Here is a 16,179-nt window from a genome sequence, read left to right on the forward strand (position 1 = left end):
TCAGATTTTAATGATTTTTCTCCAAACACCCTCTCTGGACCACCTGAATCAAACTTCCCGGAACACCTTAGTTCAGCATTTGGGAATAGTATTTACCGCTGTAGGAGAAGACTATTTGGAGGCAACAATGCCCGTCGATGCTCGAACCAAGCAGCCTATGGGATTGTTACACGGTGGGGCAAATGTAGTCTTGGCTGAAACCTTAGGAAGCCTTGCATCCTCCTTGACGATTGACCTGAGCAAAAAGGCTTGTGTGGGATTGGAGGTCAACGCCAATCATCTCCGGTCAGTAAGGGAAGGTCTAGTCAAAGGAATTGCCAAACCCATACACTTGGGTAGGTCCACTCAGGTCTGGGAAATCAGAATTTTGGACGAAAAGGATAAATTGTGCTGCATTAGCCGACTGACGATGGCTATTCTGGATAAAAAATGAGTATCACCGCAACAGGAAATCAAATTTCAAAAGCAGAGGTTTTAAACGCCCTGTTTTTAAAAGGACTGGATTCAGGAGGAGCATTTGCTCTTTGGCGAAAGCCCAAATCAAGTAAGCTGGAATTTATCCAAGACGATCAGTCCGAGCCTATTCGGGTCAATTTGGAATTGGAAAACCTGTCTGCAGGCTTTCTAGTCCACCCTTTTGCAGACCAAGAAGACAAAAAAGCCTACTTCATTCAAGCTAGTCGGTATTTCTCGGTTCACCTGGATTCAGTCTCTTCGGAAATAGAAATACCCGAATGGTTGTCCACAGAATTGGGTGAGGAAGAAAGCAAAATCCGAATTGCAGAATTAATCCGGAACAGAAGTTTTTCCCAGCTTGAACCTGCTGGAGAATGTGACCAAAAAGCTCATTTCCTTGATTTGGTGGAAAAGGGAATCCAGGCTATTGATTCAGGTTTGTTGGAGAAAATCGTTCCGGCCAGAACCCGTCTCATCGATCTGCCTGAAACATTTGACTTAGCCCAAACTTTCACCCGGCTTTTGGAAGCTTATCCAAATTCCTTCGTGAATTTCTTTCATATTCCCGGAGTAGGAACTTGGATCGGTGCTTCTCCTGAGGTATTGATTGAAACCAAGGGGGATCAGTTTTACACCATGTCCTTAGCCGGTACTCAGCCCGCTCGTGGCGAAAACCCGCTTAAATCCGCGGCTTGGACTCAAAAAGAAATCGAGGAACAAGCCATGGTCAGCCGTTACATAGTGGATTGCTTCAAAAAAATCCGCCTGAGAGAGTACGAAGAGCATGGACCTAAGACCGTGCTTGCCGGTAATCTACTCCACCTCAGGTCTGATTTCAGAGTAAACATGAAATCCACCAACTTCCCCAATCTAGGCACGGTGATGCTGGAATTGCTTCATCCTACCTCTGCTGTTTGTGGGATGCCCAGAAAAGAGGCCCATGATTTTCTTCAGACTCATGAGGGTTTTGATCGCTCCTTTTTTGCAGGCTTTCTGGGTCCGGTGAATATTCAGGAGGAAACTTCCATTTACGTCAATTTGAGGACTGCAAATTTGCAAGGGGAAAAGGCAATCCTATTTGCCGGTGCAGGTGTGACTGAAGATTCCGATCCGGAAATGGAATGGGAGGAGACCGAGCTGAAATGCAATATCATTGGTAAATTTCTTCAAAATCCATTCGATTGACCAATCAAGCCATCATCGACTTAGTGGCGATTTGCGCCAAAAAAGGCATTGAGAACGCCATATTATCTCCGGGTTCGCGCTGTGCACCTCTTACCCTCGCTTTTGCCAGACATCCGGAAATCCACGCCCGAACCATCTCTGATGAGCGATCCGCGGCATTTATTGCTCTTGGAATGGCTCAGAAACTCAATCAACCTGTAGTACTCGTCTGTACTTCAGGTTCTGCAGCCCTGAACTACTACCCTGCCATCGCTGAGGCTTATTTTCAGGAAGTACCTTTACTGGTCCTGACTGCTGACCGACCACCAGAATGGATCGATCAATGGGATGGGCAGACCATTTATCAGCAGGAAGTCTATGGCAAGCATGTCAAAAAAAGCTTTCAGTTTCCAGATAGTTTGAATTCCCCTGACCAGATTTGGTACGCTCACCGGAAAGTCAATGAAGCAATCAATCTGGCAAAATCAGGTCCAGCAGGTCCAGTGCATATCAATATTCCGCTACGGGAGCCCTTTTATCCCAAAAAAGGAGAAAGCTTCATTCCTTCTGAAGAATTGCATATTGTCCATCCTCATGTGGCTTGCAAGCAGCTATCCCACGACTCGCTAGAGCAGCTCAAGGCAAAACTTGCTCAGGTCAGCCGGATTATGATTATTCCCGGGCAACAAAAACCCAATCCAAAAATCAAAAAACTGCTCCGGCAGCTGGCTCAACAAAAGAAGGTGGTGACGGTCACAGATACGATATCCAACCTCTCTTTCGAGGAAAGCATCAGCTTTCATGACCATTGGTTGGGAAATGAAAAAATCTCCCAAGGACTTGCCCCTGACTTGATCTTGACCTTTGGCAAATCCCTTATTTCCAAACCTCTGAAGCAGTTTTTGAGAAAAAATCCCCTTTCCCATTGGCATATTCAAGCACACGAAGGGGCTAGAGATCCTTTCCAGCATTTGACCAGACATCTGGATTGCGACCCACTTTACTTTTTGGAGTGGCTATCTGATCATTTGCAGAGTATGGATGAAGGTTATTATTCCAAATGGCAGTCCCTGGAAATCCAAGTCAAAGAAAACCTGTCAGAAATTCTTCAAAACTCAGAATTTGGAGAGTATCAAGCACTGCAACAGGTGATAAGGCATATTCCCGAAAACTCAAAAATCCACTTGGCCAATTCCATGCCGGTACGCTACATGAATTTTCTGGGAAAAATCAATCAGGAAATCATTTGCAATCGAGGCACAAGTGGTATTGACGGAACGAACAGTACCGCGGTGGGCTGTGCTTTCACTACCAAAGAACCTGTCACCATTATCACCGGAGACATGGCTTTCTTCTACGACCGCAATGCCTTTTGGCACAACTATTCCTTGGCCAATCTGCGCATCATTCTTCTGAACAACCATGCAGGGGGGATCTTCAGATTGATTGATGGACCGAAGGAGCAACCTGAATTGGAGGAATTCTTCGAAACTCGTCAGCCCTTAAATGCACAATCTCTTGCCAAGGAGTTTGGATTTGGATATAATTTGGTAACCCAAGCTCAGGAATTGGAAAGCCAAATCAAGGAGCTATTTGCTCCGGGGATGAAGGCCAAAATCCTTGAAATCCAATCAGAAAGTGCTAAAAACGCTGAAATACTTGCTGTAGTCAAAGAAAAAATAAAGCTCCTTGTGGAGGAATAAGTACCTTGATTCTCCCCCTCGGATCGGATTCACTCGCCCAGTCTCCGAAAATGTTGGAAATCAATTGATTTTGAACATATTTGTTCGACCCAAAATAACTTATGAGAACTTGTTTATCCCTGATCTTATATTTACTTCTATTAGGTAATTGTCTCGCCCAATCTCCGGGTTTGCCTTTTTCAAAATACTATTCCACCAACGACTACCAAGGAGGAATCCAGAACTTTTCCTTCACTCAGAATGATCTAGGACTAATTTATGTGGCCAATAATTTTGGGCTTTTGGAATACGACGGGAGTACCTGGAGAAGGTATACCCTTCCTAACAGTACCAAAATCCGGGATGTAGCCATCGATGATTCGGGGACCATTTTTGTAGCAGGTCAGGCACAGTTTGGGTACTTCAGACCCGATGAAAGCGGAAAGCTGAGCTATTTTTCCCTACTGGAAAAATTACCTCAGGATAAGCAAAACTTGGAAGAGATTTGGAAAATTCTCTTTATTCAGGATAAAATCGTCTTCTGCACTTTTGACGAGATCTTTGTTTTCAACAAAAATCTGGAACTAGCCCATATTTTAGACCTTGAGGGTGACTTTGAGAGTTTTCACATAGCAAACAACAATCTGCTTGTAAACCAAAGCGAAAAAGGATTGCTCTATTTGGAAAATGATCAGCTAGTACCTTGGGAAAAGGGGGATTTTTTCAAAGACATGCTAGTGGTAGGCTTTATTTCCCTGACCAAAAACCAGCATCTAGTCTTCACCCGCAACGAAGGCATATTCAGCTTTTCTCCTTCCAAAACCGAACCCTGGAGAGCTAACATTCCGGAGAATATCCAAATCAACACAGTCCATCAGCTGAAAAATGGGAACATCGCCATCGGAAGCCAAAGAAATGGACTTTTTGTCCTGAGTCCGGAGGGAGAAATTCTGCTGGAGATGAATAAGGAAAACGGGCTGAGGAATAATTCTATCCTATCTCTTTTTGAAGATGTCTCTGGCAATCTTTGGGTGGGACACAACAATGGAATTACACTCCTCGAGTTGAGCCTTCCCTTCCGATTGATAGATCAGTTTTCAGGACTTCCAGGCACAGGATATGATGCGTATTTCAAAGAGAATCAGCTTATTTACGGCACCAATTATGGGCTTTTCTCAGAGACTTGGATTGGAAAATCCGGTTCGGGAGTTTCTTCGGTAGCCGGAGGAATCGGACAAGTCTATCAAATAACTGAAATTCAGAATTTCTTGCTCTCAGCCCAAAACGATGGCGCCTTCCAAATCCAAAATGGAAGCGTAAAAGCCATTGATGGGCCCTTGGGAATCTGGAATTTCCAGCCGCTAAAAGATCATCCGAATTTGATTTTGGCGGGGAGTTACAGTGGTTTCCTGCTTTTCGAAATAGAGAATGGGGCTATTCGGTTTTTGAGAAAATTGAAAGGCTTTGATGAGTCCAGTCGGATTTTCGAGCAGGATAGTAACGGAGACATTTGGATGGCTCATGGGTACAAGGGGATCTACAGATTAAGGCTCAACTCTTCGCTGGATTCCCTTGAATTCAAGTTTTATGGCATTGAGTCAGGTCTTCCCACCACCCTTTTGAATAGCGTCTGGAAGCTAAACAATCAGCTGGTCTTCTCTACAGAATATGGACTGTACCGACACAATCCTGAATCGGACAGATTGGAATTGGATCCTAATTTCAAACCTTACTTTGAATATGAATTTTCTGCCACAAGTATGGCCGAAGATCCCTTGGGAAATATCTTTTATCTAGGAGAAAAGGAAGTCGGAGTGCTCGAGCGACAAATCAATGGCTCCTACATCAAAAACAACCAGATTTTCAATAAGATCAAGCCTTTTCTCAATGACGATCTCCAAAATATCTCTCTGATACGCCCCAATGAGGTCCTATTTGCAGCCAATGAAGGCTTCATTTGGTATAAACTGGATAGAAATTACAGCGCACCCAAGGCCTTCCCAACCCTGATTCGTTCGGTTTACCTGACCGGAATAGCTGATTCTCTTATCTGGGAGGGAAAGTATATCGCGGAAGAAGAGAATTCGGTCAAAAAAGTACCCAATATTCCCTACCATAGGGCAAATCTCAGGTTTGAGGCAAGCAATCCCATTCCAAACAATGAAAATACCACCCAATATCAGTTTTGGCTGGAGGGATTGGAGGACGGATTTGGAGAATGGACTACCAAAAGGGATAAGGCCTACACCAATCTCAGGGAGGGCAATTACACTTTCCATGTCCGCAGCAAGGACATCTATAGTCAGATTGGGGAAGAAGACCTGTTTGAGTTCAAGGTTCTGCCTCCTTGGTACAGAAGTCCTCTGGCTTACGTGATTTATTCCATTTTGGGCATCATTGCCTTAGCTTTGGCCTTCAGGTATTTGGACAGAAGAATGAAAAAGGCTGCCGCAAGAATCAAGGCTGCCCAGTCCAAAGTAATCCAGCAGAAAGAAAGTGATCTGAAGGATTCCCAGCGGGAAATAGAGAGATTAAAGACTGAAAAGCTAAGATCTGAGATTCTGGTCAAAAACAAGGAATTGGCATCCACCACCATGCACCTGATCAACAAAAACGGATTTATTGATCAGACCAAAACCCAACTGATGAACATTACCAAGAAGAGCAAGAATCAGGAGGTAAAGGACGAAATCAAAAAAATCATCAACAGCATTGAAAAAAACATAGCGGGAGATAAGGATTGGGAACAGTTTGAAATGCATTTTGACGAGGTACATGGCGACTTCATGAACCGGTTCAAGACCAAATTCCCTGACCTCAGCCCACAGGAAATTAAGCTGAGCGCTTACCTCAGGATGAACCTGTCTTCCAAAGAAATTGCCAATCTGATGAATATCTCGGTAAGGGGAGTGGAAATCGCCCGATATCGCCTGCGCAAAAAAATCCATCTTGAGCGCTCGGATAATCTGCAGGAGTTTATTTTGAAATTTTAAACAGCAGAAAAAGTAGAATCGGGAGAGTTTCCTCTCCCGATTTTTTGGATGAAGTAAATCATCAATCCGAGTTGACCGATTTCGAAGAAGGTCAGCGGCAATAGCCCAAACAGTACTCCCACACCGGAGAAAATCAGAATCCCTGCTATCAATCCCAAGGCTCCAATCACTTGGGTGATACCAAACTTCACTCCTTTGTAAGCAAAATAACTGGCACCCAAGAATGCATACCCGATTCCAAATACTTCCAGCTTGATCCAATAATAATCCTGGATATTCAGCAAGTCAAAATGAAGAGACAAAAAGTCCAGGGTGTACATCACCACATTGAATCCGATCATTACCCAAAGCGCGATTTTTAGAATTCTGTTGGGGAAAAACTTTTCCAGGGCCACCAATCCCCCCAAAAAGCTCACATATGTCAGGAAAGTTGCCAGTTTCACAGCCGTAAATGCCATTTTATTTGCCACAAATCCATCTTCTATCCATTCGTATTCCATTCCGATTTCATAGAAGGCCATGAAAAAATAAATCAGCCCCGCTGCAAAAGCTAAATAAAGGTAAGTGGGTACTTTGACAGGAAAGCTTTCTTCGCTTTCCAATTGGGAGGAATGCTCCACCTCCAAAGCATCCAAAATCGCTTTGATGGTATAGCTTCTTGGGGTCACCTCCCCTGCTTCGATCCGCTGAATCGTTCTTACGTTCAGGTTACATTTTTCGACGAGCTCCTCTTGGGTGAGCCCTTTGGCTTTTCTCCATTCGGAGATCTTCTTGCCTAATTCAGGTTGTTTCATTGTGATAAGTGCGTTTGATTTAACCATGGCAAGTTGATTCAATTGGAAATTCTTTGGCGCGAAAATGGGGCGGAATTAACCCGACATTTGGACGACATTTACTCAAAAATAGGTTTTTTGACCAATTGAAGCCTTTTTTAGGAAATCAAACTCAATACATTTTTCAAAACAGGGTTTCGATTTTCTGGCTTCCAAATTACCGATAGTTCGGTAAACTGAGTTATCACAGGGATTTCCATAAATCGAACAATTAGCTCATAACCCTCTTTCAAAGAAGTAGGCACAATGGCTACTCCCAACCCATTTTCTACCAAGCGAAAAATAGTCAAGGCATGTACTGATTTGTGTTTGATCTTGGGCGTAAAACCGGCTTCACGACAAATCCCCAAAATCTGCTCATAGTAAAAATTGGAATAATCAGATGAGAAAAGGATAAAGGATTCATCGGAAAACTGACCTACACTTTTGAATTGTTCGGACTGAATGGGATGGTCCTTAGGAACGACCAAAGAAAAGGTGTCCCTGAAAATCGCTTTCATCTCCAAATCCTCAGGCACTGAAGCCAGGCGGACAAATCCCAAGTCCAATTTGTCCTTTTGGATCATTTCCACTTGGGTCTGATTGCTCAGTTCCTCAAGACTTGTGGTGATTTTTGGAAAATTCGAGCTGAGCTTTTTCAACAAATTCGGAAGTACCTGATTAGATGCCGAACCCAAAAAACCAATTCTCAACTCCCCTTCTCTTCCGGCAGCAATTTCTGATAGCTGCTGCTTGGTTGTCTCCAAATGGTTCAGCACAAAATCTACTTCCTCTTTCAGAAAAGCACCGGAGGCGGTCAATTCCACGTGTTTTTTGTCCCGCTCAAAAAGCTGCACACCCAATTCCTCCTCCAATTGCTTGATCTGCCGACTTAGTCCGGGCTGGGAAATAAAAAGTCGTTCCGCGGCCTTTCGGTAATTCAATTCCTCGGCCACTGCTTGGAAATAACTCAGATGCCTTAATTCCATTGATGCTTTTAAATTATCAGTAATTGACAAAATTAGTATCAAAAAGCATCAAACCAAAGGAGTAATTTTACATAACCCTTGAGGTCTTGGAGATAACCTTTGAGGTCTTCAAGACCTCGAAGGTTTGAGTCATTAAAATTTTGAACATCTATTCAAAGAGGCTGTCTCATAAATCGTTTCGTTGTCAGCCTGACCCTTCGATTTCGAGACTCCCGTCTCTCAAGTGCTCAGGGTGACAGGAGTCGAAGGCCGTTTCCAGCTCTCTGGACGACATTTCGACTTCGCTCAATGTGACAAACTTTAATTTTGAGACAACCTCTATTAAGGCCATGAAAACCTTTCATTACGGACAAGACAAACTCACCGCTTCCCAAGCACTTGGATTGGCATCAGGCGTAATCCAAGGAGTATTCAGCCCAGAAACCATCCAAAAAATCCATGATTCTGCTCAGGCAGTAGAAAAAATAGCCCAAGGAGAAGCCATTGTCTATGGTATCAATACCGGTTTTGGGCCGCTATGCACCAGTAAAATCTCAGCTGCGGATACCCGTACCCTTCAGGAAAACCTGCTGAAAAGCCATGCTGTGGGAGTGGGCGAACCCGTGGACTTGGAAATCTCCAAACTGATGATGGTATTGAAAATCCATGCCTTGTCTCAGGGATTTTCAGGAATTCGATGGGAAACCGTGGAAAGAATCCATTGGATGCTGGAGAATGATATCGTGCCTTTGGTTCCTATTCAAGGTTCGGTCGGCGCTTCAGGAGATTTGGCACCGCTTTCCCATTTGTTTTTGCCCTTGATTGGTCTGGGAAAAGTATCCTATCAGGGTTCAATCCAAAAGTCTGGAGCAGTGCTGGAGCAATTGCGTAAAAAGCCCCTTCACCTGGGACCCAAGGAAGGTCTAGCTCTGATCAACGGCACTCAATTTATGGCTGCTCACGGGGTGAAAGTGGTCCAAAAGCTTCATAACCTTCTGACGCATGCCAGCATCACCGGTGCGATGATGATCGAAGGATTGATGGGTTCGGTTAAACCTTTTTCAGCCGACTTGCATCAACTCCGGCCTTACTCTGGAAGCCGGCACGTGGCACAAACCATTCTAAATCTGTTGAAAGACTCCGAAATTGTCGCTTCCCATTTGCATTGTGCAAGAGTGCAGGACCCCTACTCTCTCAGATGTATGCCACAGGTTCATGGGGCGAGTTGGAATGCCTATCTCCATCTCAAGGAAATCCTGGAAACAGAAATCAACTCTGTGACTGATAACCCGGTGGTATTTGACGAAACCCATACCATTTCCGGAGGGCATTTTCACGGTCAACCCATCGCATTGCCCTTGGATTATGCGACCTTGGCCGCCTCTGAAATCGGAAATATTTCAGACCGGAGGATCTACCTTTCTATCGAAGGAGATACACCCGGTGTTCCCAAGCTGTTGCTTAAGGAAACCGGGCTCAACTCCGGTTTGATGATTCCACAATACACCACAGCAGCCTTAGCTTCTGAAAACAAAGGACTTTGCTTTCCCGCTTCGGCTGACTCTATTCCCACTTCCCTAGGTCAGGAAGACCATGTCAGCATGGGAAGCATAGGAGCGAGAAAAGCATTGAGAGTGATTGAAAACGTGGAAAAAATCCTGGGCATAGAGCTGTTCTATGCCGCACAGGCAATGGATTATCATGCACCCATGAAGTCCGGGAAAATCATGACCGCCATATACGAGCGGGTTAGGCAAAGTATAGCACCAGTAGTTTCTGACCGGATCATGTACGAGGATATGGAGACAGCCATTGAATTGGTAAAGAGTGGAGAGCTAGTGAGCCTAGCCAAAAAGGTGGCCGATCAGGAAGGATTGGCATTCGAAACGGAATGGAGTGAGATTTTTATCTATTAAAATCTCCCACAGATTGACACAGAAAAAGACTCAGATCTTCACGGATTTTAAATCTGTGGCTATCTGTGGTTTTTTCTGAGAAAATCTGTGGGAAACAAAAACATGAAAAAACAAAAACTAATCGGCCCAATCGTCCAAGTTCTAACCTTGGATCATATTCCATTAAAAGGAGCTTTGAAAGATGATCAACTGGAGATCATTGAACATGCTGGAATCCTCGTAGAAGATGAAAAAATCCTTCAGGTTGGACCATGGGAGAAGCTTATCAAAGATTTTCCAAAAGCAGAAATCAATGAATTAAAAGGAGATTTTGTGGCAATGCCCGGTATGGTGGATTGCCATACCCATATTTGCTTTGGAGGCTCTAGGGCCAAGGATTTTGCGATGCGCAATGCCGGAAAGACCTATTTGGAAATCGCCCAAGCCGGAGGAGGAATCTGGGATACAGTCACTCAAACCCGCAATCTCAATCCATCCCAATTGGCTCATATCACGGCAACTCATGCCAATCGCCATCTTTCCGAGGGCGTGACCACTATCGAAGTGAAAAGCGGTTACGGGCTTTCGGTGGAAGAAGAACTGAAAATGCTCAATGCTATTCAGGAGGCAAAAAATCTGACATCAACTGATTTGATTCCGACCTGTTTAGCTGCCCACATGAAACCCAAGGATTTTTCAGGATCCAATTCGGAGTATTTGCAAATGATTTCAGAGGAACTTTTTCCCATTCTGAAAAAAGAAAATCTCACTCATCGCATAGATGCTTTTGTGGAAAAAAGTGCCTTTTCACCGGAGGAAATCAAACCCTATTTTCAAAAAGCCAAGGACTTGGGATTTGATCTCACCGTCCATGCAGATCAGTTTACGGTGGGGGGTTCGAGAGTAGCTGTGGATTTGGATGCTTTGTCGGCAGACCATTTGGAAGCTTCAGGCGAGGCAGAAATCCACTATTTGGCCAAATCAAACACTATTTCAGTTGCTTTACCCGGTGCATCGTTGGGATTGGGATGTGCCTTCACTCCTGCCCGCAAGATTCTGGATCAGGGCGGGGCATTGGCTATTGCCTCCGACTGGAATCCGGGTTCGGCACCGATGGGAGACTTACTCGCGCAGGCCTCCATCCTGGCAACTTTCGAAAAATTAAGTACGGCAGAAGTTTTTGCAGGGACCACCTTTCGGGCAGCAGCCGCTCTTGGCTTATCCGACCGGGGAAGACTGACCCCTGGTCAATTGGCAGACTTTATCCTTTTTCCCACCAAAGATTATCGGGAAATTCTCTACCATCAAGGCAAGATGAAGCCGGTGGAAGTGTGGAAGTCAGGAAGTAAGGAGGATAGGAAGATGGGAGGTATGGATGCTTTGAAGTTCGGTGTCAGATGACCGATGTCATAGGAGAATCATAATTAAAAATGGCCTCCAATTCTGACTTTAAGGACCAAAAAGGGTCATAAATCGTAATTCAAAAACCGCAGATCGAATGAATTTTCAAGAACAAATCATACAAGGAATCCCTTCCACCCTTCCTCCCAAAAAGGAAAGAAATCAGGCTATCTCCCATGCACCCAAGCGAAAGGATTTCCTGACTGTTGAGGAGAAAAAGCTTGCTCTGCGCAATGCCCTCCGCTATTTCCCGAAGGAATGGCATCAGGAATTGGCGGGTGAATTTTTGGAAGAATTGAAAAACTACGGTCGGATCTACATGTATCGCTTCATGCCGGATTACGAAATGTATGCCCGACCGATTTCAGAATATCCTGCCAAATCCAAACAGGCCGCTGCAATCATGCTGATGATCCAAAACAATCTTGATCCTGCCGTGGCTCAGCATCCTGAGGAACTCATCACCTATGGTGGAAATGGAGCTGTTTTTCAAAATTGGGCTCAGTACCTGCTCACGATGAAATACCTGGCGGAGATGAGCGATGAGCAAACTCTTCATATGTATTCGGGTCATCCCATGGGCCTTTTTCCCTCCTCTTCGGAGGCACCTCGGGTCATTGTGACCAATGGCATGATGATTCCCAACTACTCCAAACCGGACGATTGGGAACGCTTCAATGCATTGGGAGTCACCCAATACGGACAAATGACCGCCGGATCCTACATGTACATCGGTCCTCAGGGAATCGTCCATGGCACCACCATCACGGTGATGAATGCCTTCCGGAAAAAACTGGGGACAGGACAGTCTTCCCGGGGGAAACTCTTTCTCACAGCCGGTTTGGGAGGAATGAGCGGTGCCCAACCCAAGGCTGGAAATATTGCCGGCTGTGTGACAGTCTGCGCTGAGGTAAATCCGGCAGCTGCCAAAAAGCGTCACGAACAAGGCTGGGTAGATGAACTGATTGAAGATTTGGATCTCTTGGTCGCAAGAGTAGTAAAAGCAAAAATGGCCAAAGAGGTAGTTTCTATCGCCTATTTGGGCAATGTGGTAGAAGTTTGGGAACGGTTTGATCAGGAAAACATCTTTGTTGAACTTGGGTCAGATCAGACCTCGTTGCACAATCCTTGGGCAGGTGGATATTATCCTGTGGGCTTTTCTTTTGAAGAATCCAATCGCCTGATGGCTGAAGATCCTGAATCATTCAAACTGGCAGTTCAGGAATCTCTTCGGCGTCAAGCTTCTGCAATTAATCGGCATGCGGCAAAGGGAACTTACTTTTTTGACTATGGAAATGCCTTTTTATTGGAAGCATCCCGGGCAGGTGCTGAAGTGATGGTTGAAAACGGCATCGATTTCCGCTATCCAAGCTATGTTCAGGATATTTTGGGGCCGATGTGTTTTGACTATGGATTTGGTCCTTTTCGATGGGTTTGCACCTCAGGAAAGACGGAAGATCTGCGAAAAAGTGATCAGATAGCCGCTAAAGTATTGAAGGAAATCAAGAAAACTGCACCCGAATCCATTCAGCAACAGATGCAGGACAACATCACCTGGATTGAGGAAGCTGAGAAAAACAAGCTGGTGGTGGGTTCGCAAGCTAGAATTCTCTATGCAGATGCTGAAGGGCGAGCGAAAATTGCCGAGGCTTTCAACAAGGCCATAACAGAAGGTGAAATCTCTGCTCCGATTGTCCTCGGTCGAGATCATCATGATGTAAGCGGGACAGATTCACCTTATCGGGAAACCAGTAATATCTATGACGGAAGCCGATTTACAGCCGATATGGCCATTCACAACGTGATTGGAGACAGCTTCAGAGGTGCAACTTGGGTATCCATTCACAATGGTGGCGGAGTCGGATGGGGAGAGGTAATCAATGGAGGCTTTGGATTGGTCTTAGACGGTAGTGAGGAAGCCGAAAGACGGTTAAAATCCATGCTTTTCTATGATGTGAACAATGGGATTGCCCGAAGAGCTTGGGCTAGAAATGAAGGTTCTTTGGAAGCTATTCAGCGGGAAATGGATCGAACTCCTGGCTTAAAAGTGACAGTACCTAATTTGGTGGATGATGAAGTATTGGGAAACCTAATCCCTTAAAATCCAACTTTCCCAAAGTTCGGAGCTTTGGAATAGATTACTTCCAAATATCAACTTTCTTCAAAAATCTCTTCTAAATCCAATTCAAATCCGGGTAGTGCCGTCGAGGTCACTTTTTGCCCAGTGGTGAAAAGCCTCGAGGGCTGATATACTCCATCCACCAAGACATTGATTTGGAGGGTGTTTTCCACAGGATGAATGATCCAGTATTCCTTGACGCCAAATTCTTGATAGAGATCGTACTTGTTTTGAAGTTCTACTTGGTTATTGCTTGGAGATAAAATTTCCACAATCAAATCCGGGGCACCTAGGCAGCCTTTTTCATCCAGTTTATTAGGGTCACAAATCACTGAAATATCCGGTTGGACCACGGAATCAATGGTTTTATAATCAGGATCTTTTGATAATCTAACATCAAAAGGGGCTGCATAAACTTTGCATTTCTGACCCACTAAATAATTTCCAAAAATTCTGGATAAAGTCATCGAGACAGCTTGATGTCTTCTATTCGGTGCAGCTGCCTTTTTAAAAACTTTGCCTTTAATTAACTCCACGATTTCCTCAAAATTCCATGTCAAGTAATCGGCATAGGTATATCCGGAAAAAGCAGCATCAGGCTCTTTAAATGCTGCCAAATCAATATTCTCTTTTTCAGGAACTCGGTAAGGCTTCATGACTATCCCATTATGGTCAACGAAATTAACAAACAAGTTTTCTTAAGTTAGAGTAAATAATACAAGACTCAAATCGAAAGCCTATGAATCTTCACCAAAACCCCTCTCCTTATCATTGGTCAGGCCGCAAATCCGATCAATTGGATTATTGGCATCAAGCCGTTCAGTCAATTTCTAATCTAAATTTGGCTCAAGGATCTGAAAAGAAAGTTGGAATACTTGGCTATGCCGGAGAAGAAGGGGTAATCCGAAATCAGGGTAGATTGGGAACTTTAGAAGGCCCTGCAGCAATCCGAAAAATGCTGGGTTCGGTCGCCTATCACCTTCCTGAAAATCTCCCCTTGCTGGATTATGGAGATATTTTTACTCTTAATCAGGACCTCGAAGCTTCCCATGATGCCATTTCCAAAATCACTTTTGATTTACTCAAAAGCAATCACTTCCCAGTTCTGCTCGGTGGGGGTCATGATTTGGCTTTTGCTCATGGTCGGGCGGTCCAACAATTCATCTCCGAAAAAGGAGAAAAACTGGGGATTATCAATCTGGATGCACATTTTGACTTGAGGCCATTGGTGGCAGGAAAAGCCCACTCGGGTTCTCCTTTCCTTCAGCTTGCGCAGGAATTCCCAAACAATTTCCACTACCTCGCCTTGGGCATTCAGCGTGCTGCAAACCCCAACTCTCTTTTCCAGACGGCAGAAAAACTACAGGCAAAATACCTCGTCATGGAAGATTTCCGATTAAACAATTGGGAATACATCGAGGAGCAGATCATCTGGTTTTTGGACTCAGTGAACAAGGTCTATCTCAGTATTGATTTGGATGGATTTTCCTCTGCGTTTGCCCCGGGAGTTTCGGCACCTTCACCCATGGGTTTTGATCCTCAGATCGCTTTCAAAGTATTTGAACTCATAGCTTCAAGCAAAAAAATGATCAGTCTGGATGTGGTCGAACTCAATCCCAAATTCGATCAGGATAATGCAACAGCAAGGCTGGCTGCACGGGCAATTGAGTATATTTTAAGAAAGGTTTTTGGGTAAAAGTAAAAGTTCTGCTTCTGGAGAAGCAGGACAGCAATCATAAAAAAAGAGGCTGAATTTTTAGAAATCAGCCTCTTTTTTACTTCAATTGAATTAAGGTATCCATTTGATATTCTTGAAATTAGGCTTTCTCTTTTCAAGAAAAGCATTTCGACCTTCTTTGGCCTCTTCAGTCATGTAGGCAAGTCGGGTAGCCTCTCCTGCAAAGACCTGTTGTCCGACCATTCCGTCGTCGGTCAGGTTCATCGCAAACTTCAGCATCTTGATCGAAGTCGGTGATTTGGCCAGGATTTCCTGGGCCCATTCGTAGGCAGTATCTTCCAATTCGGCATGAGGAATGACCGCATTAACCATACCCATATCCAAGGCATCCTGGGCAGAATAATTTCTACCCAAAAAGAATATCTCTCTCGCCTTTTTCTGCCCTACCATTTTGGCCAAATAAGCAGAACCATATCCCCCATCAAAGCTCGTTACGTCCGCATCAGTTTGCTTGAAAATCGCATGCTCCTTACTTGCCAAAGTCAGGTCACACACCACATGCAAGCTGTGTCCTCCACCTACTGCCCAACCGGGCACAACAGCGATGACCACCTTTGGCATAAAGCGAATCAGACGCTGAACTTCCAAAATATTGAGCCGGTGATATCCGTCATCTCCCACATAGCCCTGATGTCCGCGAGCCCGCTGATCGCCGCCCGAACAGAAAGCCCAGCCCCCGTCTTTCGGCGAAGGACCCTCACCTGAGAGCAAAATCACTCCGATAGAGGTATCTTCTTGGGCGTCATAGAATGCGTCGTACAACTCAGCCGTGGTTTTGGGACGGAACGCATTGCGGACTTCGGGTCGGTTAAAGGCAATTCGGGCTACTCCATTGCACTTTTTGTAGGTGATATCTTCGTATTCTTTGGCAGTAATCCAGTTGATCATGATCGTTTGGTTTAAAAATCACATTTTTGTGCAAGTTAACCCTCTCCCCCGGAATTTGTTACC

At 44.7% G+C, this 16,179-nt stretch carries 12 protein-coding genes; 8 read left to right on the forward strand and 4 right to left on the reverse strand.

Annotation, left to right across the window (positions count from 1 at the left end; all coding sequences use genetic code 11):
- The first annotated feature begins 10 nt into the window (after window positions 1–10).
- From AAA938_RS13900 to AAA938_RS13915, 4 genes are all read left to right on the forward strand, one after another.
- Window positions 11–433 carry a hotdog fold thioesterase gene (locus AAA938_RS13900; RefSeq protein WP_338229347.1) on the forward strand — a complete coding sequence of 141 codons (423 nt, stop codon included), beginning with the start codon at window positions 11–13 and terminating at the stop codon, window positions 431–433.
- Window positions 430–1,641, forward strand: coding sequence for a chorismate-binding protein (locus tag AAA938_RS13905; RefSeq protein ID WP_338229348.1), 1,212 nt, complete (start codon window positions 430–432; stop codon window positions 1,639–1,641). Before AAA938_RS13900 ends, AAA938_RS13905 begins: the two co-directional genes overlap by 4 nt.
- The gene (gene menD / locus AAA938_RS13910) at window positions 1,638–3,323 is read left to right on the forward strand and encodes a 2-succinyl-5-enolpyruvyl-6-hydroxy-3-cyclohexene-1-carboxylic-acid synthase (protein WP_338229349.1); all 1,686 of its coding nucleotides are present in this window, start codon (window positions 1,638–1,640) and stop codon (window positions 3,321–3,323) included. The genes AAA938_RS13905 and menD overlap by 4 nt, the downstream gene beginning before the upstream one ends.
- 101 nt (window positions 3,324–3,424) lie before the next feature.
- Window positions 3,425–6,295, forward strand: coding sequence for a two-component regulator propeller domain-containing protein (locus AAA938_RS13915; RefSeq protein ID WP_338229350.1), 2,871 nt, complete (start codon window positions 3,425–3,427; stop codon window positions 6,293–6,295).
- Here AAA938_RS13915 and AAA938_RS13920 read toward each other — a convergent pair.
- Both AAA938_RS13920 and AAA938_RS13925 read right to left on the reverse strand, forming a co-directional pair.
- A complete protein-coding gene (locus AAA938_RS13920) occupies window positions 6,292–7,089 on the reverse strand; it encodes a helix-turn-helix domain-containing protein (RefSeq protein ID WP_338229351.1) in 798 nt (265 codons plus the stop codon). The two genes, AAA938_RS13915 and AAA938_RS13920, sit on opposite strands and share 4 nt — an antisense overlap.
- Window positions 7,090–7,226: 137 nt before the next feature.
- The gene (locus tag AAA938_RS13925; protein WP_338229352.1) at window positions 7,227–8,096 is read right to left on the reverse strand and encodes a LysR family transcriptional regulator; all 870 of its coding nucleotides are present in this window, start codon (window positions 8,094–8,096) and stop codon (window positions 7,227–7,229) included.
- 329 nt (window positions 8,097–8,425) lie between these two features.
- On the opposite strand from AAA938_RS13925, the gene hutH reads away from it, so the two are divergent.
- From hutH to AAA938_RS13940, 3 genes are all read left to right on the forward strand, one after another.
- Window positions 8,426–9,991, forward strand: coding sequence for a histidine ammonia-lyase (gene hutH, locus AAA938_RS13930; RefSeq protein WP_338229353.1), 1,566 nt, complete (start codon window positions 8,426–8,428; stop codon window positions 9,989–9,991).
- A 102-nt stretch (window positions 9,992–10,093) separates the two neighbouring features.
- Window positions 10,094–11,371, forward strand: a complete 1,278-nt coding sequence (gene hutI, locus AAA938_RS13935; RefSeq protein ID WP_338229354.1) for an imidazolonepropionase — start codon at window positions 10,094–10,096, stop codon at window positions 11,369–11,371.
- Window positions 11,372–11,468: 97 nt separating this feature from the next.
- The gene (locus tag AAA938_RS13940; RefSeq protein ID WP_338229355.1) at window positions 11,469–13,472 is read left to right on the forward strand and encodes a urocanate hydratase; all 2,004 of its coding nucleotides are present in this window, start codon (window positions 11,469–11,471) and stop codon (window positions 13,470–13,472) included.
- A gap of 50 nt (window positions 13,473–13,522) precedes the next feature.
- Here the strand turns inward: AAA938_RS13940 and AAA938_RS13945 are convergent, their stop codons facing one another.
- The gene (locus AAA938_RS13945; protein ID WP_338229356.1) at window positions 13,523–14,146 is read right to left on the reverse strand and encodes a Uma2 family endonuclease; all 624 of its coding nucleotides are present in this window, start codon (window positions 14,144–14,146) and stop codon (window positions 13,523–13,525) included.
- An 83-nt stretch (window positions 14,147–14,229) separates the two neighbouring features.
- Between AAA938_RS13945 and hutG the strand changes: the two genes are divergently transcribed.
- On the forward strand, window positions 14,230–15,186 hold the full coding sequence (gene hutG / locus AAA938_RS13950) for a formimidoylglutamase (RefSeq protein ID WP_338229357.1): 957 nt from the start codon (window positions 14,230–14,232) through the stop codon (window positions 15,184–15,186).
- A gap of 93 nt (window positions 15,187–15,279) precedes the next feature.
- Here hutG and AAA938_RS13955 read toward each other — a convergent pair whose 3' ends face one another.
- Window positions 15,280–16,116 (reverse strand): 1,4-dihydroxy-2-naphthoyl-CoA synthase, encoded by an 837-nt coding sequence (locus AAA938_RS13955; RefSeq protein ID WP_338229358.1) that lies wholly within the window; start codon window positions 16,114–16,116, stop codon window positions 15,280–15,282.
- Window positions 16,117–16,179: the final 63 nt, after the last annotated feature.

This window comes from Algoriphagus taiwanensis, from assembly GCF_036245645.1.
Lineage (GTDB): Bacteria > Bacteroidota > Bacteroidia > Cytophagales > Cyclobacteriaceae > Algoriphagus > Algoriphagus taiwanensis.

Excerpts from the sequence above, each read along its gene's own strand:
- AAA938_RS13955 (WP_338229358.1), bottom strand. The coding sequence starts at position 16,116 with ATGATCAACTGGATTACTGCCAAAGAATACGAAGATATCACCTACAAA.
- AAA938_RS13925 (WP_338229352.1), bottom strand. The coding sequence starts at position 8,096 with ATGGAATTAAGGCATCTGAGTTATTTCCAAGCAGTGGCCGAGGAATTG.
- AAA938_RS13900 (WP_338229347.1), top strand. The coding sequence starts at position 11 with ATGATTTTTCTCCAAACACCCTCTCTGGACCACCTGAATCAAACTTCC.
- AAA938_RS13920 (WP_338229351.1), bottom strand. The coding sequence starts at position 7,089 with ATGAAACAACCTGAATTAGGCAAGAAGATCTCCGAATGGAGAAAAGCC.
- AAA938_RS13940 (WP_338229355.1), top strand. The coding sequence starts at position 11,469 with ATGAATTTTCAAGAACAAATCATACAAGGAATCCCTTCCACCCTTCCT.
- hutH (WP_338229353.1), top strand. The coding sequence starts at position 8,426 with ATGAAAACCTTTCATTACGGACAAGACAAACTCACCGCTTCCCAAGCA.
- hutI (WP_338229354.1), top strand. The coding sequence starts at position 10,094 with ATGAAAAAACAAAAACTAATCGGCCCAATCGTCCAAGTTCTAACCTTG.
- AAA938_RS13905 (WP_338229348.1), top strand. The coding sequence starts at position 430 with ATGAGTATCACCGCAACAGGAAATCAAATTTCAAAAGCAGAGGTTTTA.
- AAA938_RS13915 (WP_338229350.1), top strand. The coding sequence starts at position 3,425 with ATGAGAACTTGTTTATCCCTGATCTTATATTTACTTCTATTAGGTAAT.
- AAA938_RS13945 (WP_338229356.1), bottom strand. The coding sequence starts at position 14,146 with ATGAAGCCTTACCGAGTTCCTGAAAAAGAGAATATTGATTTGGCAGCA.
- hutG (WP_338229357.1), top strand. The coding sequence starts at position 14,230 with ATGAATCTTCACCAAAACCCCTCTCCTTATCATTGGTCAGGCCGCAAA.